The sequence below is a fragment of the Streptomyces sp. NPDC004658 genome, assembly GCF_040609555.1.
Taxonomy (GTDB): Bacteria; Actinomycetota; Actinomycetes; order Streptomycetales; family Streptomycetaceae; genus Streptomyces.
Genome location: NZ_JBEXKG010000134.1, coordinates 1 through 21,057 on the forward strand (window position 1 = coordinate 1; position 21,057 = coordinate 21,057).

Sequence of the window (21,057 nt, forward strand, 5' to 3'; positions counted from 1 at the left end):
TCACCGGCGAGAACACCATCTCCTGGCGCGACCCGACACCACAGACCAAACAGCTGTTTTCGGGATGAAACATCGGGCGAAAACGACCTCTTAGATTGCGGTGAATCCGCCGTCAGCGGCGACCACGGCTCCCGTGACGAAACTGGAGCGGGGCGAGGCGAGGAAGCACAGGACCTCGGCGATCTCCTCGGGCTGCGCCACTCGTCCCAGGGGCTGCGCGGCGGCGAAGGACGCCAGGTAGGCGCGACTGTCGGGGCGGATCGTGTCGAGGAAGTCCGTTTCGATGACGCCCGCGGCCACGAGGTTGGCGCGGATGCCCAGCGGGCCGCCCTCGACGGCGAGCACTTTGGTCAGTTGGGCCAGAGCGCCCTTCGACGCACTGTAGGCGACACCTTCGGGCAGGGCGACGGTGGAGGCGTACGAGCCGGTGCTGACGATGGCGCCGCCGCCGCGGCTCTTCATGGCCCGGAACGCCTCGCGGGCGCAGAAGAAGGAGCCGCGGGCGTTGACCGCCATCACGGTGTCCCAGTCCTCTGCCGTGGTTTCGGTGAGGAGCTTGTTCTGGGTGCGCCCGGCATTGTTCACGAGGATGTCCAGTCCGCCGAAGGCGTCCAAAGTCGTTGCCACCGCGCGGTGGGCGGTCTCCTCCTGGGTGATGTCACCGTTTGTCACGACGACGCCGGGAAACTCTTTGGCCAGGTTCATGACGTCGGGGCGGAGGTCGAGGGCGACGACCCGAGCCCCGCGGGCGTGAAGGAGCGCCACGGTCTCCCGGCCCACCCCCCGCGCGGCTCCGGTGACGAGGGCGATCTTCCCAGCGAACTCGGTGGACTCGGACGTTGCGGCGGATGCGGTTGCAGGTGTCATGGTGCAGTCCCGGGAGGAGGTGAGTGTGAGTGCAGGCGCCGGTGCAGGGCATCTGGCGTGCTGTGCAGTGGTGCGGTGCGCTGATCGGGTGGGCCGCACCGTTGACACATCCGCGGCAGGCCCACGTGGACGTCGTACGGCTGGGTTGTTCAGTGCGCGGTGAGCCCGCCGTCGACCACCAGTTCCGCGCCGGTGATGAACGAGGATTCGTCGCTGGCGAGGAAGAGGATCGCGGGTGCGATCTCCTCAGCGCGGCCGGCTCGGCGCATGGGGGTGCGCTGGATGTCCGGCTGCTGGTCACCCTGGTCGTTCAGAAGGTCCTGGATCATGGGGGTACTGATCACCCCGGGGTGCAGTGAGTTGATCCGTACTCCCTGCTGGGCGTACTCGACTGCGGCGGTTTTGCTCAACAGGCGCACGGCTCCCTTGGACGCCTGGTAGGCCGCAGCTGCACCGCTTCCCACCAGGCCGAGTACGGACGACGTATTGATCACCGACGCGTTGCCGCTCGCACGCAGAAGCGGCATCGCCGCTTTCATGCCAAGCCATGTGCCTTTCTGGTTCACGTCGATAACGCGGTCCCACTCCTCTTCTCGCGTGTCTTCGATACCTGGCCAGTCGAGGATGCCGGCGAGGTTCACGAGCACGTCCAGCGTTCCGAACCGGTCGCGTACGACGGCGATCACTTCGTCCCACTCCCGCACGGAGGAGACATCGAGGCGGGCGGCAACGACCTCCGCGCCGGGCGCCCCGATCCGGTGGGACAGCTCCCGCAGGGGGCCTTCGGCGATATCGGTGATCACTAGCCGGGCGCCTTCGCGGGCGAAAAGTTCGGCGGTCGCTGTGCCGAGGCCGCCGGTCGCGCCCGTGATCAGCGCGACCTTTCCGTCAAGTCGTGTTCCTGTCATGGATATGGTCCTCAATTGTCGTTGCTGCTGGCTGGCTGACTGGCTGCTGTACCGGGCCCTTTTCGTCCGCCGAGGGCGGATTCGCCTCCCGGTGCCAGAGTGGCCGTGGCCCGGCCTTCTCTACGACCGGTTTCGCTCCGGGTAGAGCACGAGGTGCTCGTGATAGAGCACTCCGTCCCGGATGTCGCCCGTGGCGGTGAAGCCGGTGTCGTCGACGTAGTCCAGGTGGCTGCCGGTCACCGTGTACCGGCCGGTGTACGCGCTGGCCCGCTCGCCGCGGGCTTCGTCGTAGCGGCCGTCCGGCAGCAGTTCCTGCCGGATGTGACCATCCGCGGTCACCCACATCCCGACCACGTCGACGTGGTCGTCCTCAACGGTCCCGGCCATGGCGGGCTCCTCTCCTCGAACGGTGTGGTCCTTCCCGCTCCACCGAGTCTGCGCAGGTCAGCGGCCATCAACCAGGACGCGTGCTGCCGGGGTGCAGCACACCCAGGCACCACATCGAGCCGCCGCCTAGCCTGCATACAATGGACGACAACCACCTGGGAGACTTCCTGCGCTCATGCCGCGCCGGCCTGCAGCCGGAGGACGTCGGCATGACGAGCTACGGGGCCCGCAGAGTCGCCGGACTGCGCCGCGAGGAGGTCGCCGTCCTGGCCGGAGTGAACGCCGACTACTACACCCGCCTGGAACAAGGCCGCGAGCGCAACCCCTCACCACAGGTGATCGACGCACTCAGCCGCGCGCTGCGCCTCGACGCGGACGCACGCGCGCACCTGTACCGGCTAGCCGGGGCCACGCCGAACGACCGGCCCTCCGCCCACGCCGCCAAACGAGTCAGCTCTTCGCTGCGACAGCTGATGGACGGCTACCCGAACACTCCAGCGTTCGTCATGAGCCGGACCCTGGACCTCCTCGCCGTCAACGCCCTGGCCGATGCCCTCTACGCCCCGTTCGAGCCGGCGGACAACTTGGCCCGCATGACCTTCCTCGATGCCGCGGGCCGCAACTTCTACACGGACTGGGACCGGGCAGCACAGGCCACCGTCGCCAACCTTCGCGAGGCAACCGGATTTGACCCGGACAACCCACGGCTGCGTGAACTCGTCCGCACCCTCACTGAGCACAGCGCGGACTTCACCCGCCTCTGGAACACCCACACCGTGCGCGGCAAGACCCAGGACGCCAAACGCTTCCTCCACCCAGACGTCGGCCCCCTCACCCTCACCTACCAGGCTTTCGACGTACGCGACGCCCCCGGCCAGCAGCTCGTCATCTACCACGCCGAACCAGGCAGCCCCAGTACCCAGTCCCTCAATCTGCTTGGTTCCATCCACGCTACCCGGCGCCGGCCCGCCCCCCGGCCCCACCGCTGATCAGCCGACGGAACATGGAGATAGGGCGGCAATAGTGCCCGGTCGGATTCGCCCCCACGTGTTTCACAGGTGATATCTGGCGTGGGTGCCGTCTGTCCGCTTCGGCCAGAAGACGGGCCGGCGATGCTTCCATACCGGTCTTGCCCGAGATGGTCCGGTTCTCGTATAGCTACGTCAGACAGTCATGTGGCGGAGAGTGACGGGGCGGCTGAGCCGGCGAGAACCCGGACCTGGATGAGCGCACCCAGGAGACGATGACGCAACTCGCCGCCTCGCTGGGCTGTATCTACGAACACTGCGTCGACTACGACTCCTACGACAGCGGAACGCCCTACTACGCGTGGTCCGCCTGCCCGCAGCCGAGCACGCCCGGTGCGGCAAAGACGGTCTGCCGCGGGTCCTCGGTCCGATCCGTGAGTACCTGGACGGCCAGCTGCCGCAGGGCCTCACCTGGGAGGTCACACCGGATCGGGAGCTGACGGTCGACAACGCCGCCAGCACGGCCGTGCGCGAGGCGTACGCAGACGTGATCATGCCGTTCGAGCTAGCGCTGATGCCGCTGCGCGCAGACGGCGCCGCCGGCCTCGATCCGCGGGCCAAGGTCTGGAAGTGGGAGGAGCAGCTGCTGGTCGGGACGTTCGACCTGTGGCTGTGCAACCACCCGGACGTCCCCCATGCCTGGCTGGTGGTCAGTGTCGGACTGTGGACCGAGCCGCAGCTGTTCGGGGAAGAGCCCGCCGCCCGGCTCGGTCACTTCGACTTCACCCCGCACCAGCCACTGCTGTTCCTGCCGCGCCCGCCGGGGCCTGCAACCTTCACGGCCCGGGTGACCGGCGGCGCCTTCCCCGGCAAAGGCTCTTCGCGCGCCAAGGCGGCCGACGCGGTCGGCGTGGCCCACCAGTGGACCGCGAACGACCCGGCCGTCCTGGCCGCACGCGTCCGTCGTGATCTCACTACGCTGCTGCCTCACCTGTCTACTGCGCGCTGAGAGAGCACCTGGTGCCGTCGTACGCGAAGGATCCGCGCTGCATCGCCATGGCCGATGCCCTCATTCCCCTGCTGCGCCGGGCCTGCCCGGAGGGCGCCGGCGGGTACGGCGGCTATTACCAGGTGAACCTCGGTGATGAGGAGGCTGTGGGACTGGGCGGGGTTCGCCGACCCCGATGCGCTCCTGGACGACCCTCAGTGGGTGCAGTGGCGCGGTAGCCCCGCTCACGAGTTCGGCCCTACCTGATGCGGCGGACAGACGCTGCCGCCTACCGCCTGAACTCGCGGCCGGCCGCCGGATCAGGGTGCCGCGTCAGGGACAGCGCGACCCCCGCCAAGCTCACAGCGGACCGGCGGGGCCGAAGCGGCGGGGCCGCCGGGATCCGCACGGACGACGGTCGTGACGGGTACGGGTACGTACCCGTATCCTGGGGGATGGAAGGGAGCCACAACGATGTCCGATGCCAATGTCCGTATCCCCGAAGAGGCCAAAGAGCGGCTGGCCGCCATAGCGGCTGCTGAGGGGCTGTCGCTGCGCGCCTACCTGGCGCGCCTCGCCGACACCCTGCTCACCCCGGACGAGCGGGCTGCGCGGGCCGAGGAGGCTCGGGCCGCGCTGGAGAGGTGGAACGGCTACGCGCCCACTGCGGTCGAGGAACAGGACCTCGACAGCGAGCTCGACCGCCGCCTGGCCCGGGCGGCCGCCCGGTGAGCGATGCCGTGCACATCGTCCTGGACGACACCGCGATGGCCGCGGCCGGCCAGGGCAACGTTCTCGCTTCCCGTCTCATCCACCGCGCCCACGTCGAGACCGGCTGGTACCTGTACGCCCCGGCGTGCGCGCTCGTGGAAGCCGACCGTGCCCGGCCCGGCACCGCGGAACACCTCGCCGCGCTGCCGGGCATCACCGTGCTCGACCTCGACCTTGCGGCCGCGTTGGCCGTGGCCCGGCAGGACACTTGGGCGGCGGCACACTGCCAGTACGCAGCCCAGCCGACTCCCGACCGTCCCGACGGAGCGATCATCGCCACCACCGCTCCCGAGCGGTGGACCGGTGAACCGGTCCGTGTGCTCGACCTGACGCCCTGACCGAGACCGGCCGGAGGCGATGGTGTCTGGCCGGGTAGCAGAGGGGCGCGGACGCTAGGCTCGCTCGGCATGATCTTGCTGAGCGATCCGCGAGTGCTCAACATTCCGGTGGCAGACTGAGGTGAGCCCCCGGCGGAGATCGCCACGGCCACGACCGTGATGCTGGATCCGCGGGAACGCGACGAGCGCGGAGCGTACGGACGCGTCAGGACCGGCGTGCTCGCACGCCTGCGTGCAGCCTCAGAGAGGCTTCCCGCCGGCATCAGATTCCTTGTGATCGAGGGCCATCGCAGCCCGGACGAGCAGGCCCGTCGGTTCGCCCTGTACGAGGACCGCCTGCGCCGCGCGGGCGTCAGTGACCCGGCGGAGCTTCGGCGCCGGGCCGGCGCGTTCGTCTCTCCGGGGGAGGTGGCCCCGCACTGTGCCGGCGCGGCCGTGGACCTCACGCTTGTCGAGGCCGATGGCGCGAAACTGGACATGGGCGGCGCGGTGAACGGACACCGCACGGGCGACGAGCGGTGGTGTCCCTTCGATGCTCCGGGCCTGTCGTCGACCGCCCGCGACAACCGCGATCTGCTGGCCTGGTGTCTGCGGGAGGAGGGTTTCGTCAACTATCCGAGCGAGTGGGTCCTACGGGGACCGCTACTGGGCACTCATCACCGGAGCCCCCGCCGCCGTCTACGGACCCATATGACTCCCCTGCGGACGCCCTCCCACGACGCTGCGGCATAGGCTCTGGCGCACCATGACCGATTACCACACCTATGGCACCAGCACCCACACCGTGAGCGAGCTGGTCCGGCTCGTCGGTGACCGCCTCGGGCTGGTCTTCACCGAGCGCGACAGCGACTACCGGGGCGTCTACCACCTCGCCGGCACCCGCGACGAGCGGATCGAGATCCAGCCCAACCCGATCCCCGGCGACGACGAGGAAGACGACCTCTACGCCCCGGACACCCCTCGGTTCCAGTGCTGTTGCTCACCACCACGCCCACGCACAGCCCAGCCCTGCAGGCCCGCCTGGAAACCATCGAAGGGCTCACCCGCCTGAACCGCGAGACAGCGTGACCCGCCATCCCCGCCGGCCGCGGCACCCTGCACCCATGACCGACGCCTTCGCAGTCCCGGAACGCCGGCGCCCTTGGTCGCACCGAACACACCCTGGACCGACGGCTCGTCCACGGGCCGTCGACTGCTGCAAAGCCCCGCCAGACGTACGGCTCACGCGTCGTGCTCACCGCGTTCAGAACGAGTCGCCGCATCCAGGGACCGGTCCGACGGCCCGATTGGCGGGCCGGGCTGTTACTCACTTTCGGGTGAGTGCGTTCGTCACGGTGGGGTGGCGCAGCCCGGCGATGCGCCGCTTCAAGCCGGTAGCCCTAAGGGCCCGGCATCCGATACCTCACCGTTCCACCCGATTCAGCCGATCAGTGGCCATTACAGGTGAGTGTCACGGAAATCTGCTCAATCTGTAACAGGCTTCGTCAATCCCACGCGGTTCGAGGTGCGGGCCGGAAGGTGTGGGTGCGCGGCCGACCGGCTGCGCACCAGTACAACGCACCTGGCTGAACCGTGGCTTCGATGCCGCGGGTTCGGTTGGGTGTGCGCACCTGAAGGGGGACCTTCGTGTCCGTTTCTTCTTCCGTCCGTCGTCTGACCGCCGTCGCCGGTGTGGCCGCTGCGGTGGTGGGGGCGGTGGCGCTGCCGGCGTCGGCCGACGACCACCACCACGGCCGCCAGTACCGCCCGGCGGTGTACGTCAGCGATGTGCAGTACGACTCCCCGGGCCAGGACGACCGTTCCAACCGCTCGCTGAACGCCGAGTGGGTGGAGCTGACCAACGACTCGCGGCGGGCGGTGAACTTGGACGGCTGGACCCTCTCCGACGAGGACGGCCACACCTACACCTTCGACCACTACCGGCTGAACGGCCGCGCGACCGTCCGGGTCCACACCGGCATCGGCCGCGACAGCCGCTCGGACGTGTACCAGGACCGGCGATCGTACGTGTGGGACAACCACTCCGACACAGCGACCCTGCGCAACGACCGCGACTGGCTTGTCGACGAGGTCTCCTGGGGCTACGACCGCGACCACCGTGGCGACGACCGGCACCGCGGCGGCGACCACCGCGGTGACGGCTGGCGTCACGGCGGTGACCGCCGCGACGGACACCGCGACGGACACCGCGACGGACACCGCGACTGACCTCGCACGGCGGTAGATGACGCCAGGGTGGGTCGTCTCGTGTGGAGGCGGCCCACCAAGCGAGATACGTAAAGCCGTCCGCCTGCCCCACGGCACCGGCCAAGGGAGCTGCGGGAGCCGTCGTCGCCGTGTAGCGTCGTTGGCAGATATCGTGGTTCGTACTGCCCGCGCGCGAAGCGCGGGCGGTTTGCTGTGCAGTGCCGAGCCAGGGCGATCACCTCTGGGACCGCGCGGTGCGGTTCCTGACAGCGACTGAGAGGCACCAGCATGGCCAGCGGAACCGTCAAGTGGTTCAACGCCGAAAAGGGCTTCGGCTTCATCGCCCAGGACGGTGGCGGACCGGACGTCTTCGCTCACTACTCCAACATCAACGCCTCAGGCTTCCGCGAGCTGCAGGAAGGCCAGGCAGTCACCTTCGACATCACCCAGGGCCAGAAGGGTCCGCAGGCGGAGAACATCACCCCCGCCTGAGTCTGGACGTCATCCGGGCCTGGGGAGAGCGTTCCCGGGTCCGGATGAGACGGCGGGTACACGGGCCAGCCGGCGCTTGAACGCCCGCAGCCACGCCTGCGGACCGGCCGCCGCCACAACCGGCAGGCCCGCCTGCTGGGAGACGCCGAGTGGCCTCGACACGTCCCACCGCTGCCTCTTTCGTGGGCTCCGCACCGAGGTCTTGGGGGTGCCTCGCCGACCTCGCGCTGCTGCTGCACCTGTGCCGGACGATCCGCCGATCCCACGGCAGCCCATGTAGTGAGGACAAGCCGCGCCCACACGCAGATGTACGTGCGAAGAATGATGCTATTTCGTACGGTTTATTTCCCGGCTCTGACAGACACCTCACGTTGCTATGCCGTCAAGCTGCGGCGGCCAGTTCAGCGGGGAACGCGGTGTTCTCGTCGAACGATTTGCGGTGCTGGAGGCAGTGGTAGAGCTGGCCGTTCTCTGGGGTTCTTTCCGGTGTGGTGTGACGTTGTCTGACCCTCTTCGTTGATGTCTTGCACGACGGTTTCCGGGGGTGTGGTGCTTGTGGTGGGCCGTCGCATGAGATGCACGACAGGGGAAGTGGATGGACGCGTTCTTGGTCCGCATGCCGTCGGGGAGCCGGTACTGGGCAGTCGTTGATGATGAGCTGCAGGTGATGCCGGTCGCGGATCGGTACCTGCGGGATCTGAGGTTCGGCCGCAGCCGCGCCGAGCTCACCACGAAGTCGTACGCCGGGGCCATCGCCTTGTATTTGCGGTGGTGCCGGCGCACGGGTCGCGACTGGTCGACGGCAGCGGCGGACATGGGGCTGTTCATTGTCTGGCTCAAGTACAGCTCCGGCGGAGCCTCGCAGGTCGTAGTGGCAGGACCCGGGGTGGACCCGGTCCGCCGGGAACGCCGGATCAACGGGGTCCTGACCGGGGTACGCGGATTTCTGGCGCATGCCGTGGCGGCGAAGGCGGCGCCCGGATGGGTCCTCGCGCAGATCTACGAGATCGCCAGCACGCAGGACCTGCCGCTGGAGGCACAGGGCGAGGACGCCGGGATCGGCTACCGGCTCGGCGCCCGGCACCGGCTGCAGGAGCCCGAAATCGAAGTGAACCGGGCCAGCGACGAAGAGATCGTCGCGCTGCTGCACGCCTGCCGCTCGGCACGCGACCGGCTGATCGTGCTCTTGATGGCCCGGGTGGGACTGCGCGTCGGACAGCTGGCGGGGCTACGTCGCTGCGACGCCCACCTGATGGTGGACTCCCGCATTCTGGGCTGCGACATCGAAGGGCCACACCTGCACATCGTGCGGCGCCAGAACCCCAACACGGCCTGGTCCAAGCGCCGTTCGTCGATCTGGTTCCCAGCCGACTTCCTCGTGGTCCAGGCATTCGACCAGTACGTCTACGAGCGCCACGAGTTCCTGGGCAACGACAGCAGCGACTTTCTGCTGGTGAACCTCTTCCGCCCGCCGCTGGGCTCGCCCATCACCCCGGACGCAGTGGGTGAACTTGTCGAACGGCTCGCCCGGAGAGCGAACCTGGACCGGCACCTCACCCCGCACATGCCCCGGCGGGCGTTCGGCAGCAACGTCGCCGATGCCGGTGGCTCACTCGACGAAGTACAGCGGCTGCTCGGCCAGAAGGACCCGCGCTCACCCCGCCCCTACCTCCGCCCCGATGTCCGGCGACTACGGGCCGCGGTCGGCCGGGTCCCCAGCCCCCGCGAGCACGGCCAGGAGACCCGGTGAACCTGGCCACCGCGCCGATCCGGCACCCCAATACAACACCCTCTCGCGCCGCTTCGGTCATGGCCGCGGTCGCCGAGGACTTCCTGACGAGCATCTGCTGGGATCCCGTCGCCAGGACCGTCGTTTTCCCTCAGCAGCATCCCCAGCTCGGCTGGCGGCTCTGCCGGATTCAGGGATGCGGCGAAGCCACCACGGCCAGCACCAGACTGTGCTCACCCTGCGGCCTGCGCTGGAAGCGCGACGGCCGACCCCTCGAGGAGTACGCGGCCGTCGCCGCGAAGGATCCGCGAGCCGATCGCCTTCAGGTCGGCACCGCCCTCTGCCTCGTCCCCGGATGCGAGCGGATCTGGCGGAGTTCGATCACGCGACTGTGCACCACGCACGAAGGACAACAGCAACGCCGACGGCTCTCGCCCGAGGAGTTCGTCCAGGAGACAGACATCCGGCCGCTTGCGGCCTACGGACCCTGCTCAGTGATCGCCTGCGGACGCCAGAGGCAGGGCGTCAACTCGGCCTACTGCAGTGCACACGCGGCTCGGCTGAGTGCCCTGCGACGCAAGGACCTCATTCTCGACGAAGACCACTGGCGCCGGACCGAACCACCGGTCTCCTCGAAAGAGACCGTCAGCCTGCGGGGCCTGCCGGATCTGGTCACCGCGGAGCTGCTGTTCGGACTGCAGGAACGGACCCGCAGCGGCCGCCGCACCGCCTTCTGGGTCTTCCGCCCCGTCTGCACCGCCCTGCTGGCCACCAGCGCAGCCTCGCTCCTCGACCTTGACGCCGCACCACTGGGCCGCGGCAGCCGCGATCTCCTCCACGGTTTCACCAAGGCCGTGGCCCTGGTCGGGCTGTCGGCGGAGACCGAACGGCACAAGGACACCTGGGACTGCCGGGCCTTCGGCTGCAGCGGCTTCCTCCGCTTCGCCGGCATCCGCCAGCCGTGGCTTCGTGAGGCGATGAAACGCTGGGCCTACGACGACCTTCCCCGTCGCCGCGGCGACAACCCGGGCGGCACCGTCCAGGACGTCATCAACTCGATGGTCCAGTTCTCCGACAGCCTGCGGCTGCAGCGGCCGGACGACGGAACGTCTCCAACTTCCCTGTCCCGCCTGGACATCACGGCCTTCACCAACCGCCTGGCCTACCTCCAGGAGCAGGAGAAGATCACGGCATACCGTCGACTGACGGTCAGCCGGCATGTCCGGCGCTGCCTCAACCGGATGCGGGCCCTGGGCCTGACCCGGCCGCACGAGCCGCTGCACGGCCTTCCCGACGACGTCGTCCTGCGCGAGGAAGACATCCCGGACGAGCCCGAGGACGCCGAGGCCGGCCGGGACCTGCCCGACGAGGTGATGCGGGTCGTGGTCGCCGAGTTGCCCAGGCTCGACGACCGCTCCAGCCCGGAGATCCGCACCGCCATCGAGCTCCTCATCGACACCGGACGCCGTCCCGGCGAGGTCTGCAAGCTGCCCTGGGACTGCCTCGACCGCGATGACGACGGCCAGCCGGTCTTGATCTATTCCGACCACAAGGGCCACCGCCTGAGCCGACGCCTCCCCATCGCCCACGAGACGGCCGAGCTGATCCTCCGGCAGCAGCAACGAGTACGCAAACGCTTCCCCGATGCGCCGCAGAAAGAGCTCAAGCTGCTGCCCAACTCCGTCATCAGCCAGGAAGGCCGCAGGTCCATCACGCCCGGCTGGCTCAGCGACCGGCACCGCACCTGGGTGGACGAGATGCCCACCATCTTGATCCCGATTCCCGGCAAGGACGGCAGACCAACGCTGGTGCCGTTCGACAAGGACAAGATCTTTCTCTATGCCTACCGGCACAGCTATGCCCAACGGCATGCCGACGCCGGTGTCCCGGTCGACGTGCTCAAAGAGCTCATGTCTCACCGGCAGTTGTCCACCACCCAGGGCTACTACCGGGTCAGCGAAGTACGCCGTCGAGAGGCCGTCGACCGTGTCACGGCCATGCAGTTCGACCGTCACGGCAACCGCATCTGGCGCAAGGCCCAGGCCCTGCTCCACTCCGAGCGGGCCCGCCGGGCCATCGGCGAAGTCGCCGTCCCCTATGGGGTCTGCACCGAACCCTCCAACGTTGCCGCGGGCGGCAAGGACTGCCCGGTTCGCTTCCGCTGTGTCGGCTGCGGGCACTTCCGCACCGACGCCTCCTACCTCCCCGACCTTGAGGCATACCTCGGTGATCTCCTGCGGAACCGTGAACGTCTCGCCGCGGCTCTCGATGCCGACGACTGCGCGAAGGCCGAAGCAATGCCATCCGACGAAGAGATCACCCGCGTCCGCAGACTCATCCGCCGGGTCAGGACCGACCTCGACGACCTTCTGCCCGAGGAACGAGCCCAACTCGACGAAGCCATCGCCCTCGTCCGCCGCGGCCGGCGTCCGATCCACCTCGGCATGCCCCAAGTCCGCCAGCCCCGCCCCGACTTCCATTCAGGACTCAACTCATGACAGCCTCCCTGCCTGACGGCCGCCTGGCAGCCACATCCCGCCGCCGCGAGCGGGCTCGCGCCGCCCTTCGCGACGTACTCAGGGCTGGTGAACCCGTCAGCGTCTCCAGCATCGCCCGCCGAGCCGGCCTGGACCGCAGTTTCTTCTATCGCCGCAGCGACCTGCTCCAGGAGATCCAAGCCGCCGAGACGCAGCCACAGACCGAGGACGGGCACGGGGTCACCACCGCGTCGCTGCAGGCAGACCTCGCGAACGCCAACGACCGCAACAGCCGGCTCACCGCCCGGATCCGTCAACTGGAAGAGGCTCTGTCACGGGCCCTGGGCGAGCGGGCCTGGCGAGAATCGGGCCTCGGCGCCCCCACCGACATCCATGCTCTCCAGGAGCGGATCACCCAGCTCGAACAGCACAACGCGGACCTGACCGCCGAGCTGTCCGAACGCGAACAAGACCTCGTTGCCGCCCGAGCAGCCAACCGTCAGCTCATGGCGACCCTCAACGCGCGATCATAAGGATTGACTTTCGCAGACCGCTGGCTTGGCCGACTACTCGTAGGTCGTCGCAGCTTGAAGAGCCCGGGCAAGGAACGTCCAGTCACCTGCAGCTGGGAGCTCCTTGCCGAAGTTTCGATACCAACCCTCCGAGTCATTCATCCACGCGGCGAGCCCTTCCAGGAAGGTATCGAGGGTCTGGTTCTCCCACTCATGGCCACGGCGGAGAAAGTCCTGGTGAAGTGCGCGGACAAACGCAACCAAGTCCTGGCGACTGCGGATCTCATCGTCTGGGGCAAGCGGCATGGCAGCAACTTATCGTGCGGCCACACCCCATGAACCAAGGCGTCGACAGCGAGCCCGGAGAGCCTCGCCATCGCCCGATCCAGCGATTGCGCCACACCTGTCGCACTGGCATCCTCAACTCGTCAGGTCGCCCACCTGCACAAAGATAGGCAGCCGAGCATCTGCGGCACTCGGGTCCCCCAGAGAACGGCCAAGCATGCGGTTGAAGAGGTTGCGTTGGGCGGCTGCGTGCCAGTCGCCGCGTTTGCGGCGTCTTCGATAGTGGGCGTTGGCGCCGGTAGAGGCTCGTAGCGAGGAGAAGGCCCACAAGTAGCCGGCGTGGTTGAGGCGGTCGTTCTTCACCCATCGCCGAGTGATGGACGACTTCTTGCCAGAGGCTCTGGTGACGGGTGAGGAACCGGCGTATGCCTTCAGACCGCGGGCGTCGGCGAAGCGACCACGGTCGTCGCCGATCTCATCGAGGATCCGGGCGGCGAGCTGGATGCCGAGCCCGGGGAAGCTCAGCAGGATCCCGGCGTCCGGGTGCTGAGGGAACGCCTCTTCCACCGCTTCGGCGAGTTGGTTGGCGGCGGTGCAGGCGGCCTCCAGCTGGATGAGGAGGGCGAGCATCTGCTTGCCGAGTGCTTCCTCGATGAGTGGCGGTTGGTGGGCCCACTCGGTGCCCCTGCGCCGCGCCGTTCGGCGTTCTCCACGGTCCTGCGGGCCTCGGCGCGCCTGTTCTTGGCTCATACCCCGATCGGATGACCTCCGTCCCCGACCGCGTTGACCGGGGGCAGGAAGTGCCGCGCATCCACTTGTCCCAGGTGCGGTCCGCGTGACCGCCGGCGAGTTCGGCGAGGATGCGGCTGGTCTTGGCGAACCGGACGTTGGCACCCTCGCGGATGGCCTGGTAGCCGAGGGCCTGGGCGACGTGTGCCTTCCCGCCCCCTTTCGTTATCAACGGATGCTTTGCTGGCGTGGGGTGTTCTCCCAGCTCAGTACGTTTTTGACATCGCAGAGAGGAGCGTCCTCACTCCGACGACTGCGCACGCCGCCCCGGCCGCGACCGCGCCGCGGGGTACCGTCACCCTGCCCGTCCAGAACGCCCTCACCCGGCTACCGGTGCGCAGCGAGGACCGCACCGGGTACGAGCGCACGAAGTTCAAGCACTGGGTCGACGCCGACAAGGACGGCTGCAACACCCGCGCCGAGGTCCTCAAGGCCGAAGCCGTCGTCGCCCCGGAGCAGGGCGCGAGCTGCCGGCTGAGCGGGGGAGCCTGGTTCTCGCCGTACGACGACCGCTTCATCGAAGGACCGGGCGGTCTGGACATCGACCACCTGGTCCCGCTCGCCGAGGCCTGGGACTCCGGCGCCTCCGACTGGAGCGCGAAGGAACGTGAGGCCTACGCCAACGACCTCGGTGACGACCGCGCCCTGATCGCGGTGTCGGCGGCCTCGAACCGGTCCAAGGCCGACCAGGACCCGTCCACGTGGCTGCCGCCGGCCGACGGCTACCGCTGCCAGTACGTCACCGACTGGGTGGCCGACAAGATGCGCTGGCGGTTGAGTGTCGATGCCGGCGAGCAGGCCGCGCTCGCCGAGGTGCTCGACAACTGTCCGGACGCGCCCGTCACCGTCACATTGGCCCGCTGACACGGTTTCAGCGGGGCGCAACCCGGCCGGGCACCGTGATGGGCCCCTGCCTGCGGCTGTGCCGTGGGCAGGGGAGACGGAGGGGGAGAAGTTCATGCGAGGGCGTGACTGCCCGACGCTTCGGCAGCGGCCTTCGGATTCCGGGCGGCACGTCGGAGGCTGAGGCCAGGCAGGCGGCGCGAGGGAAGTTGGCCGTGCGGCCCCCTCTTGGGGTGTTGCTTCAGCACAGGGGGCCGCACGGTGGTGCGGCGTCAAGTTGGCGCCCTCACCCATGATGCGCGATGCACGACCGAGCGGGGCCAGAAGTGACGTTTCCCCCTCAAATGGTTGAATCGGCGGCTATTCGAACTCTGCGGTGAGGGTGGCGGGGGGTAGCGGGAGGTGGCTGATGTCCCGCATTGTTCCGTAACACCTTGATCACGTGGCGTACACGCTGTGGGCCGGTCCATGCTGAGCCTCGCCTCCCTGACGGCGCTTCAGCACCGCTGCCAGGCAGGGCTGTTGGTGTGGCATCGTCAAGAGAAACCGGATTCCATGGTTCGCAAGAAGGTGGTGACCATCGCCGTCCTGGCGGTGGTCCTCACGTGGAGCACGGTGATGACCGTGCTGGGCCACGAAACGGCCGTCGCCGTCGTGGTCCCCTCTCTGGGCCTGCTCGTGCAGCAGATCGCCTATGTCCTGACCGCGCCCGACCACCCCGGGGCTCCCGGGCCGGTCGCCGGTGGCGGACAGGAGCCGCCCCAATGATCTGGCCCCCGGACGCCGACCAGCCGCTCCCACCGGACACCTCCGGCAGACGCGGCCGCAAACCCGCCCCGATCTCCGCCACCGCGGGCCTGTCCCACCGGGCGTGGCTCGTGCCGGTCCGCAACTTCGTCTTCGCTTCCGGCCTCACCCTCGACGACCTCGTCGAGCGCTCCGGCTACTCCAAGACCCGTATCAGCGAACTCCTTCGCGGCAACGGCTACTACCCCGCCTGGGAGATCACCTCCAGCGTCGTCCACGCCCTAGGCCTGCCCCTGGAACCGATGCTCCGCCTGTGGCAGAGCGGCGCCCGCGAAGCCGGCAAGGACAGCGCCTGGATCAAGCGCAGTATCCAGCAGGTCGCCCTCCAGCCCGAGGCTGCGCCCCTGCCCTACCGGGCCTTCGCCGACACCTTCCGCGAAACCTACACCGCCTACGCCCGCGCCTTCCTCCTCACCGACCACCGCGCCGGCTGGGTCGTCGGGGAAAGCCTCGACATCCTCTGGCTGACCTGGAAACAGGCCGCCACCAGCGACAACCTCCCCCGCTACGCCTGGCAACTGCTCCGCACCCGGGTCATGGCCCGCGCCCACCACCACGACGGCCACCCCGACCTGCGCTCCGCGGTCTTCTCCACCGCCGAAGTCCACGACCACATGCCCGGCCACCTCGTCGCCCTGACCGAACTCACCGACCTCTTCCACGCCATCGGCCGCCTGCCCGCCGACCAGCTGGACATCACCGTCCTGCGCTACCTGTGCGCCACACCGCCCGAACAGATTCCCGGCATCGTCGGCCTGAGCGAGGCCATCACCCACGCCATCGACCACCACGCCCGCGCCACCCTCGAGTACCTGCTCCCCGACGTCCCCAAGGAGTGAAGCAGCCCGTCATGCCCCCCATCGACGCCCTCCTCGCCCGCGCCTGCCTCCACCCTCACCCCGACGTCCCCGGCGACACCGTCGCCTACCACGACACCCCCTACCTCCAACCCGAACCCTGCGCTCCCCACCCGGCCCCACCCGACGCCGACCATGCGGCCGCCGGCCACCTGCAGGAGCTGTGCGAGGCGATCGTCACCGCCATCACCGCCGACGACCTGGAATTCCTCACCAGCACACTCCCCGAACCCCACGGCGCCTGGCTCCTGGGCTGCGCCCTGCAGCTCGCCGACGTCGAAGACGGCGCCCGCTTCTGGTGGCAGTACGCCGCCGGCGCTGGACACCCGGCCGCCGCCTACTGCCTCTCCCTGCACCACCACGCCCAGGGCGAAGGCCATGCCGCCGACTTCTGGTATCAGCAAAGCGGCCTGGAAAAGGTGATCGACTGCGACACCCTGACCGTCACCGGTATCCAGCCGCCACTCAACCGCTTCCGCTTCGACACCGGCATCCCCATCCTCCTGCGCGTCTTCAGCCGCCTGACCACCCGCAGAGATCGAGCCCGCACCCACCGCGCGGACGCACTCACCAACTACGTCGCACGCGCCGTCACCCGTGGCTACCGCCGCCACCCCGATATCGAAATCCCTCTCCCCGAAGCCCGCTTCGCCTCCCGCATCGCCTTCATCCTCGCCGCTACCCCGTCCTGGACTCTGCGGCCCGAGCGAGCACTCAAGTCCATGTGGCCCAGCCAGGGACGGAGCCGATACCAGCACGGCGCTCATGCCAGGGACACTGCCGCTCAGGGGGCGCAGTGGTGAGAGAGGGCGTTTCGGGGGTGAGGCGATGATGGCTGGCGGTCAGCCGGAGCAGGGCTCGTAGGTCGGCACCTGATGCGCCACCTCGGCACCGCGGGCTCCGCCAACGCATCACCCGCCTTACCCTCGCTGCAGCAGTCCTCACCCATGACCGTGACGCGCTGAAACACAGGTGCACAGACACCGACAACCTCGTTCTTCTGCGCCCGCAGTCCTGAGAACCAAGTCTCTAGGACTTGTCCGGCCGATCATGTGACTGCTCTGGGTCCGAGTCGTTGATGTGAGCATGGAGCGGGGCGATCTGACGGATGCCTAGTGGGAACGGCTGCACCCGTTCCTGCCGGTCAGTAACCGGCGTTGTGGCAGGTGGCGGGATCACCGGCAGGTGATCGACGGGATTTTGCACCGGGTGCGGACCGGTGTGCAGTGGCGTGACCTGCCCGAACGGTTCGGCCCGTGGAAGACCGTCTATGAACGCCACCGCCTGTGGTCGGCCGACGGAACCTGGGAACGCCTGCTCCAGCAGGTTCAGGCCGAGGCCGACACCACCGGGTGTCACGAACTAGTGAAGTTTCGTGAAGTTGGTAAGTCCAAGTTCTGTCGCTGCCAGCATGGACGCATGACAGCAGCCCCAGACCCGGAAACGTTTTCAGTCGCGCCTATAGGGGCTTATGTGCCGAGCCAGGTAGGCCATCCGGGACAATCACCGCAACAGTCTCCTATCGTACCATCTGACGCCGAACGTCCATATAGCGCGTTGGTGCGGCAGCTTGTTCGAGACTGTGAAGCACTTGGAGTCAGCCATCCTGTACCTCTGCGGGTTAAGGTGGCTTTGAGGCGGCGTGTCCAACTCAGTCACTGGAAACGTGTTGTCCTCATCTCCGCCTCGGTGCTACTTGCGACTTTTATCACCCTCGCCGCAATTGGCATGGTGTCTTGGCTAATCGTAGCGAAGGTCATGGAAGCAGATCCGCACGGCCACTCGGGATGGTCGCTTATCAGAAACTTGTTAGTCAGTGACGAACGCGTTGTTGACCGGAGTGATGTCAAGGACGCTATGGTGAATTACTTTCTCGAATTACGTCCGATCGTAGTCAGTGCGCCGACTGTAGCCCTGATGGCGGGGATGTATTTTGCCACAGAGTGGGAGAGCTTCCCGGGAATTTCCAGGGTGCGCACAGTTCGAAGTGTTGTGCTGGCGCGTCGTTACACGATCGTGAATCAGTGCGCCGCTGCAATTAATGCGTGTGCTAAGGCCCGCCGTGGTGGGGAGTTCCGAGCTGTACGACTCAAGAAAGTCGCCAAGGAATTGAGGGTAGTTCGACGTGCAGTCCTTGATGCTCACAGTGACCGTGGAATCCTACCGAGGAACTCATCCCGCAAGAAGCAACTGAAGTACCACGAACGACGCGTCGCCGCATCATTGGAACACCTAGAGAGCAAGATAGACCAGGAGCCGCACGAGGCCCTTCGACATACAGCGGAAGATCTACTGAAGATCGCGGATCGATTTTGCGAGTACCGTATTGGACAGCTCCTTGATGAAAGCGAGCTTGTTGAGGTCGCACGGCGCGATTGGGAATACGTGCGATATCTGTGCGCTGCTGTTTTGTCTCTTTGTGTCATCATGGTGCTGGCGGTCAGAGCGAGTGTGCCCGAGAGTGCACAACCTTTTGTATATTTTATGGTGGTGGTAATTTGTGTACTGGTTACTTTCCGGCGTCGGTGGCAGCGAGCTTTTGACGTGCTAAAGTCGCTCCTAGGGCCATAATTTATCAAGCTTGCTTTTTTGGGTGCTAGTACTCCAGCAGGATTTCGCTGTCTGACCTGGTCTTTCGCCGGGTGGCGGGAGTGTAGCGGGATTTCGATCGTGCGGGGGCGGTCTCATGGAGACCGCCCCTCGATCGTGCGACAACGCCGCAGGTAGTCTGCCGCCGCGCAATGGGACCTTGAACTGGACTATCTCTTCCTGACCGTCGGGCACCGCTTCGGCCGAGTCGAACTCCGCCGCCGCATGCGGGACTACGTACGCGGGCTGCTCGCCCCGGTGGCCCGCAAGAACAGCTGGCAGCTGGCCGAACAGGCCGGCCACCCCACGCCCGACGGTCTGCAGCACCTCCTCGAGGGATCGAAGTGGGAGCCCGACGACATCCGCGACGACCTGCAGGCATACGTCGCCGACAAGCTCGGCGAGGCCGACGGCATCCTGATCATCGACGACACCGGGTTCATCAAGAAGGGCACCACCTCAGCCGGGGTCCAGCGCCAGTACTCCGGAACCGCCGGCCGGACCGAGAACTGCCAGATCGGCGTCTTCGCCGCCTACGCCTCCGCCCGCTGGCTCTGTCGATGCCGAGGTTCTGGCCCAGCTTTCGTGCAGCGGCCACGGTGAGTGACGGCTGAGGGTCTCCGGGCGGTATGCGAAGTCGCCCGAAAATGGACGGTGGTCAGTGCAGCTGGGCTGACAGTCCGGGCCGTGGAAGACCTTGCACTCCAGCTGAAGGAGCTGTTGTTCCCGGCGATCGCGGACATCGCGGTGCTGTCGGTGGACGGGGATATCGAGAGCGTGCGCCTTGACGCGCAGTGCACCACGGCCGGCGCCGCCTGCCCGGGATGCGGAGTCTGCTCGACCCGGGTTCACAGCTCCTACATGCGGTTTCTCGCTGATGTCCCGAGCGCCGGACGAAGCGTCGTACTCCAGCTGCGAGTCCGGCGGTTCCGGTGCGGGAACACCAAGTGCCCACGTCGGACGTTCGTGGAGCAGATATCCGGGCTCACCCGCAGCCATGGCCAGCGCACCGAGCGACTGCGTTCCATCCTGACCGCAGTCGGCCTCGCCCTGGCTGGTCGAGCCGGCGCCCGCCTGGCTGCCGTGTTTGGCCTGTCCATCAGCCGGAGCACGGTCCTGCACCGGTCGAGGCGCTGCCCGAGCCGGAGGTGCCGATGCCTCGGGTGGTCGGCGTTGATGAGTACGCCACCCGTAAGGGCCGCCGCTACGGCACTGTCCTGGTGGACGTCGAGACCCGTCGTCCGATCGATCTCCTGCCTGATCGAGAGGCATCAAGCCTGGCCGCCTGGCTCGCACAGCGGCCAGGGATCGAGGTCGTCTGCCGGGACCGCGCGCCGTTCTTCGCGGAAGGCGCCACCGCCGGGGCACCCCAGGCGACGCAGGTCGCGGACCGTTGGCACTTATGGCACAACCTGGGGGAAGCCGCTGAGCGGGCGGTGGCCCGCCACCGCCAGTGCCTTCGGGTTCTGGTCCCCGATTCCGTGGCGAAGGCCGACGAACCGGCGCCGCCCGAGGAGGAGACGGACTCGCCATGGCGGAGCGAGCGGTTCGCCAACCGCGTCCGAGCCCGGCATGCCACGGTCCACGCGCTGCTGGAAGCCGGCCACAGCCGCCGCTCCATCGGGCGTCAGCTCCAGATGACCCACTGCACTGTCAAGAGCCTCGCCGACGCTGCGAAGCCGGAAGACCTCTTCCGCGGCCAGTGGCAGCACAACCGGACCTCCGTCCTTGACGAGTACAAGCCCTTCCTGGACCAACGCTGGGACGAGGGCTGCACCAACGCCTGGAAGCTCTGGGAAGAGATCGTTCCCTTGGACTATCGCGGCAGCTACGGCCGGGTCAGCGCCTACCTGCGAGAGAAGCGCACCGCGCCACGGCCGGTCACCGCGCAACCGCCGGCACCCCGCGTGGTGACGCGATGGATCCTGAGCCGACCCGAGACGCTGACCCAGATCGAACAGCTCCGGCTCAAGGCCGTCCTGACCAACTGCCCCGAACTTGATGCCCTGACCGGTCACGTCCGGTCCTTCGCCCACATGCTCACCGAGCGCCAGGGTGAACGACTCCCTCAATGGCTCGACGCCGTCCGCCAGGACGACCTGCCCAGCCTCCACACTCTCGCGGCCGGTATCGACCGGGACCGCGACGCCGTCATCGCCAGCCTGACCCTGCCCTGGAACTCCGGAGTCGTCGAAGGCCACGTCAACCGGATCAAGATGCTGAAGCGTCAGATGTTTGGCCGCGCCGGCTTTGACCTCCTGCG

At 67.7% G+C, this 21,057-nt stretch carries 20 protein-coding genes and 4 pseudogenes; 18 read left to right on the forward strand and 6 right to left on the reverse strand.

Annotation, left to right across the window (positions count from 1 at the left end; genetic code table 11):
* Window positions 1–90: 90 nt before the first annotated feature.
* The 3 genes from ABZV94_RS31780 to ABZV94_RS31790 all read right to left on the reverse strand — a co-directional run bounded on the left by ABZV94_RS31780 (window position 91) and on the right by ABZV94_RS31790 (window position 2,162).
* Entirely contained in the window at window positions 91–867 is a 777-nt protein-coding gene (locus ABZV94_RS31780) for an SDR family oxidoreductase (RefSeq protein ID WP_356346507.1), read from the reverse strand.
* A 149-nt stretch (window positions 868–1,016) separates the two neighbouring features.
* Window positions 1,017–1,775 (reverse strand): glucose 1-dehydrogenase, encoded by a 759-nt coding sequence (locus tag ABZV94_RS31785; protein WP_356346510.1) that lies wholly within the window; start codon window positions 1,773–1,775, stop codon window positions 1,017–1,019.
* Between the two features lie 120 nt (window positions 1,776–1,895).
* The gene (locus ABZV94_RS31790; protein ID WP_014670077.1) at window positions 1,896–2,162 is read right to left on the reverse strand and encodes an Atu4866 domain-containing protein; all 267 of its coding nucleotides are present in this window, start codon (window positions 2,160–2,162) and stop codon (window positions 1,896–1,898) included.
* Window positions 2,163–2,302: 140 nt separating this feature from the next.
* Here ABZV94_RS31790 and ABZV94_RS31795 point away from each other — a divergent pair, with 140 nt between their 5' ends.
* The 11 genes from ABZV94_RS31795 to ABZV94_RS31845 all read left to right on the forward strand — a co-directional run bounded on the left by ABZV94_RS31795 (window position 2,303) and on the right by ABZV94_RS31845 (window position 12,645).
* Complete coding sequence (locus ABZV94_RS31795; protein ID WP_356346512.1) at window positions 2,303–3,151, forward strand: helix-turn-helix transcriptional regulator; 849 nt, start codon at window positions 2,303–2,305, stop codon at window positions 3,149–3,151.
* A gap of 340 nt (window positions 3,152–3,491) precedes the next feature.
* Entirely contained in the window at window positions 3,492–4,139 is a 648-nt protein-coding gene (locus ABZV94_RS31800; RefSeq protein ID WP_356346514.1) for a hypothetical protein, read from the forward strand.
* Between the two features lie 453 nt (window positions 4,140–4,592).
* Complete coding sequence (locus ABZV94_RS31805; RefSeq protein WP_356346516.1) at window positions 4,593–4,850, forward strand: hypothetical protein; 258 nt, start codon at window positions 4,593–4,595, stop codon at window positions 4,848–4,850.
* Entirely contained in the window at window positions 4,847–5,227 is a 381-nt protein-coding gene (locus tag ABZV94_RS31810) for a hypothetical protein (protein ID WP_356346518.1), read from the forward strand. The genes ABZV94_RS31805 and ABZV94_RS31810 overlap by 4 nt, the downstream gene beginning before the upstream one ends.
* A 216-nt stretch (window positions 5,228–5,443) precedes the next feature.
* On the forward strand, window positions 5,444–5,959 hold the full coding sequence (locus ABZV94_RS31815; protein ID WP_356346520.1) for a M15 family metallopeptidase: 516 nt from the start codon (window positions 5,444–5,446) through the stop codon (window positions 5,957–5,959).
* Window positions 5,960–5,972: 13 nt separating this feature from the next.
* Window positions 5,973–6,278: a hypothetical protein gene (locus ABZV94_RS31820; RefSeq protein WP_356346523.1), complete on the forward strand. Its 306-nt coding sequence runs from the start codon at window positions 5,973–5,975 to the stop codon at window positions 6,276–6,278.
* Window positions 6,279–6,853: 575 nt separating this feature from the next.
* On the forward strand, window positions 6,854–7,435 hold the full coding sequence (locus ABZV94_RS31825; RefSeq protein WP_356346525.1) for a lamin tail domain-containing protein: 582 nt from the start codon (window positions 6,854–6,856) through the stop codon (window positions 7,433–7,435).
* Window positions 7,436–7,702: 267 nt separating this feature from the next.
* A complete protein-coding gene (locus tag ABZV94_RS31830; protein WP_037751662.1) occupies window positions 7,703–7,906 on the forward strand; it encodes a cold-shock protein in 204 nt (67 codons plus the stop codon).
* Window positions 7,907–8,573: 667 nt separating this feature from the next.
* Window positions 8,574–9,656 (forward strand): tyrosine-type recombinase/integrase, encoded by a 1,083-nt coding sequence (locus ABZV94_RS31835; protein WP_356346528.1) that lies wholly within the window; start codon window positions 8,574–8,576, stop codon window positions 9,654–9,656.
* Window positions 9,653–12,133 carry a site-specific integrase gene (locus ABZV94_RS31840; RefSeq protein WP_356346531.1) on the forward strand — a complete coding sequence of 827 codons (2,481 nt, stop codon included), beginning with the start codon at window positions 9,653–9,655 and terminating at the stop codon, window positions 12,131–12,133. The genes ABZV94_RS31835 and ABZV94_RS31840 overlap by 4 nt, the downstream gene beginning before the upstream one ends.
* A complete protein-coding gene (locus ABZV94_RS31845; RefSeq protein WP_356346533.1) occupies window positions 12,130–12,645 on the forward strand; it encodes a DUF6262 family protein in 516 nt (171 codons plus the stop codon). Before ABZV94_RS31840 ends, ABZV94_RS31845 begins: the two co-directional genes overlap by 4 nt.
* Window positions 12,646–12,678: 33 nt before the next feature.
* Here the strand turns inward: ABZV94_RS31845 and ABZV94_RS31850 are convergent, their stop codons facing one another.
* The 3 genes and pseudogenes from ABZV94_RS31850 to ABZV94_RS31860 form a co-directional block, all read right to left on the reverse strand.
* The gene (locus ABZV94_RS31850; protein WP_356346535.1) at window positions 12,679–12,930 is read right to left on the reverse strand and encodes a hypothetical protein; all 252 of its coding nucleotides are present in this window, start codon (window positions 12,928–12,930) and stop codon (window positions 12,679–12,681) included.
* A 189-nt stretch (window positions 12,931–13,119) separates the two neighbouring features.
* Window positions 13,120–13,590, reverse strand: a pseudogene (locus ABZV94_RS31855) (transposase); the annotation flags it as partial.
* A 160-nt stretch (window positions 13,591–13,750) separates the two neighbouring features.
* A pseudogene (locus tag ABZV94_RS31860) lies at window positions 13,751–13,870 on the reverse strand (ATP-binding protein); the annotation flags it as partial.
* Window positions 13,871–13,920: 50 nt separating this feature from the next.
* On the opposite strand from ABZV94_RS31860, the gene ABZV94_RS31865 reads away from it, so the two are divergent.
* From ABZV94_RS31865 to ABZV94_RS31895, 7 genes and pseudogenes are all read left to right on the forward strand, one after another.
* Window positions 13,921–14,562 carry an HNH endonuclease family protein gene (locus tag ABZV94_RS31865; RefSeq protein ID WP_356346548.1) on the forward strand — a complete coding sequence of 214 codons (642 nt, stop codon included), beginning with the start codon at window positions 13,921–13,923 and terminating at the stop codon, window positions 14,560–14,562.
* Window positions 14,563–15,096: 534 nt separating this feature from the next.
* Entirely contained in the window at window positions 15,097–15,309 is a 213-nt protein-coding gene (locus ABZV94_RS31870; protein ID WP_356346537.1) for a hypothetical protein, read from the forward strand.
* Complete coding sequence (locus ABZV94_RS31875) at window positions 15,306–16,187, forward strand: XRE family transcriptional regulator (protein WP_356346540.1); 882 nt, start codon at window positions 15,306–15,308, stop codon at window positions 16,185–16,187. Before ABZV94_RS31870 ends, ABZV94_RS31875 begins: the two co-directional genes overlap by 4 nt.
* 11 nt (window positions 16,188–16,198) lie before the next feature.
* A complete protein-coding gene (locus ABZV94_RS31880; RefSeq protein ID WP_356346542.1) occupies window positions 16,199–17,008 on the forward strand; it encodes a hypothetical protein in 810 nt (269 codons plus the stop codon).
* 322 nt (window positions 17,009–17,330) lie between these two features.
* A pseudogene (locus ABZV94_RS31885) lies at window positions 17,331–17,549 on the forward strand (transposase); the annotation flags it as partial.
* Window positions 17,550–18,959: 1,410 nt separating this feature from the next.
* Window positions 18,960–19,337: pseudogene (locus ABZV94_RS31890) on the forward strand (transposase); the annotation flags it as partial.
* 611 nt (window positions 19,338–19,948) lie between these two features.
* Window positions 19,949–21,057: ISL3 family transposase (locus tag ABZV94_RS31895; protein WP_356346545.1), on the forward strand; the 1,109-nt coding region annotated here is incomplete at its 3' end.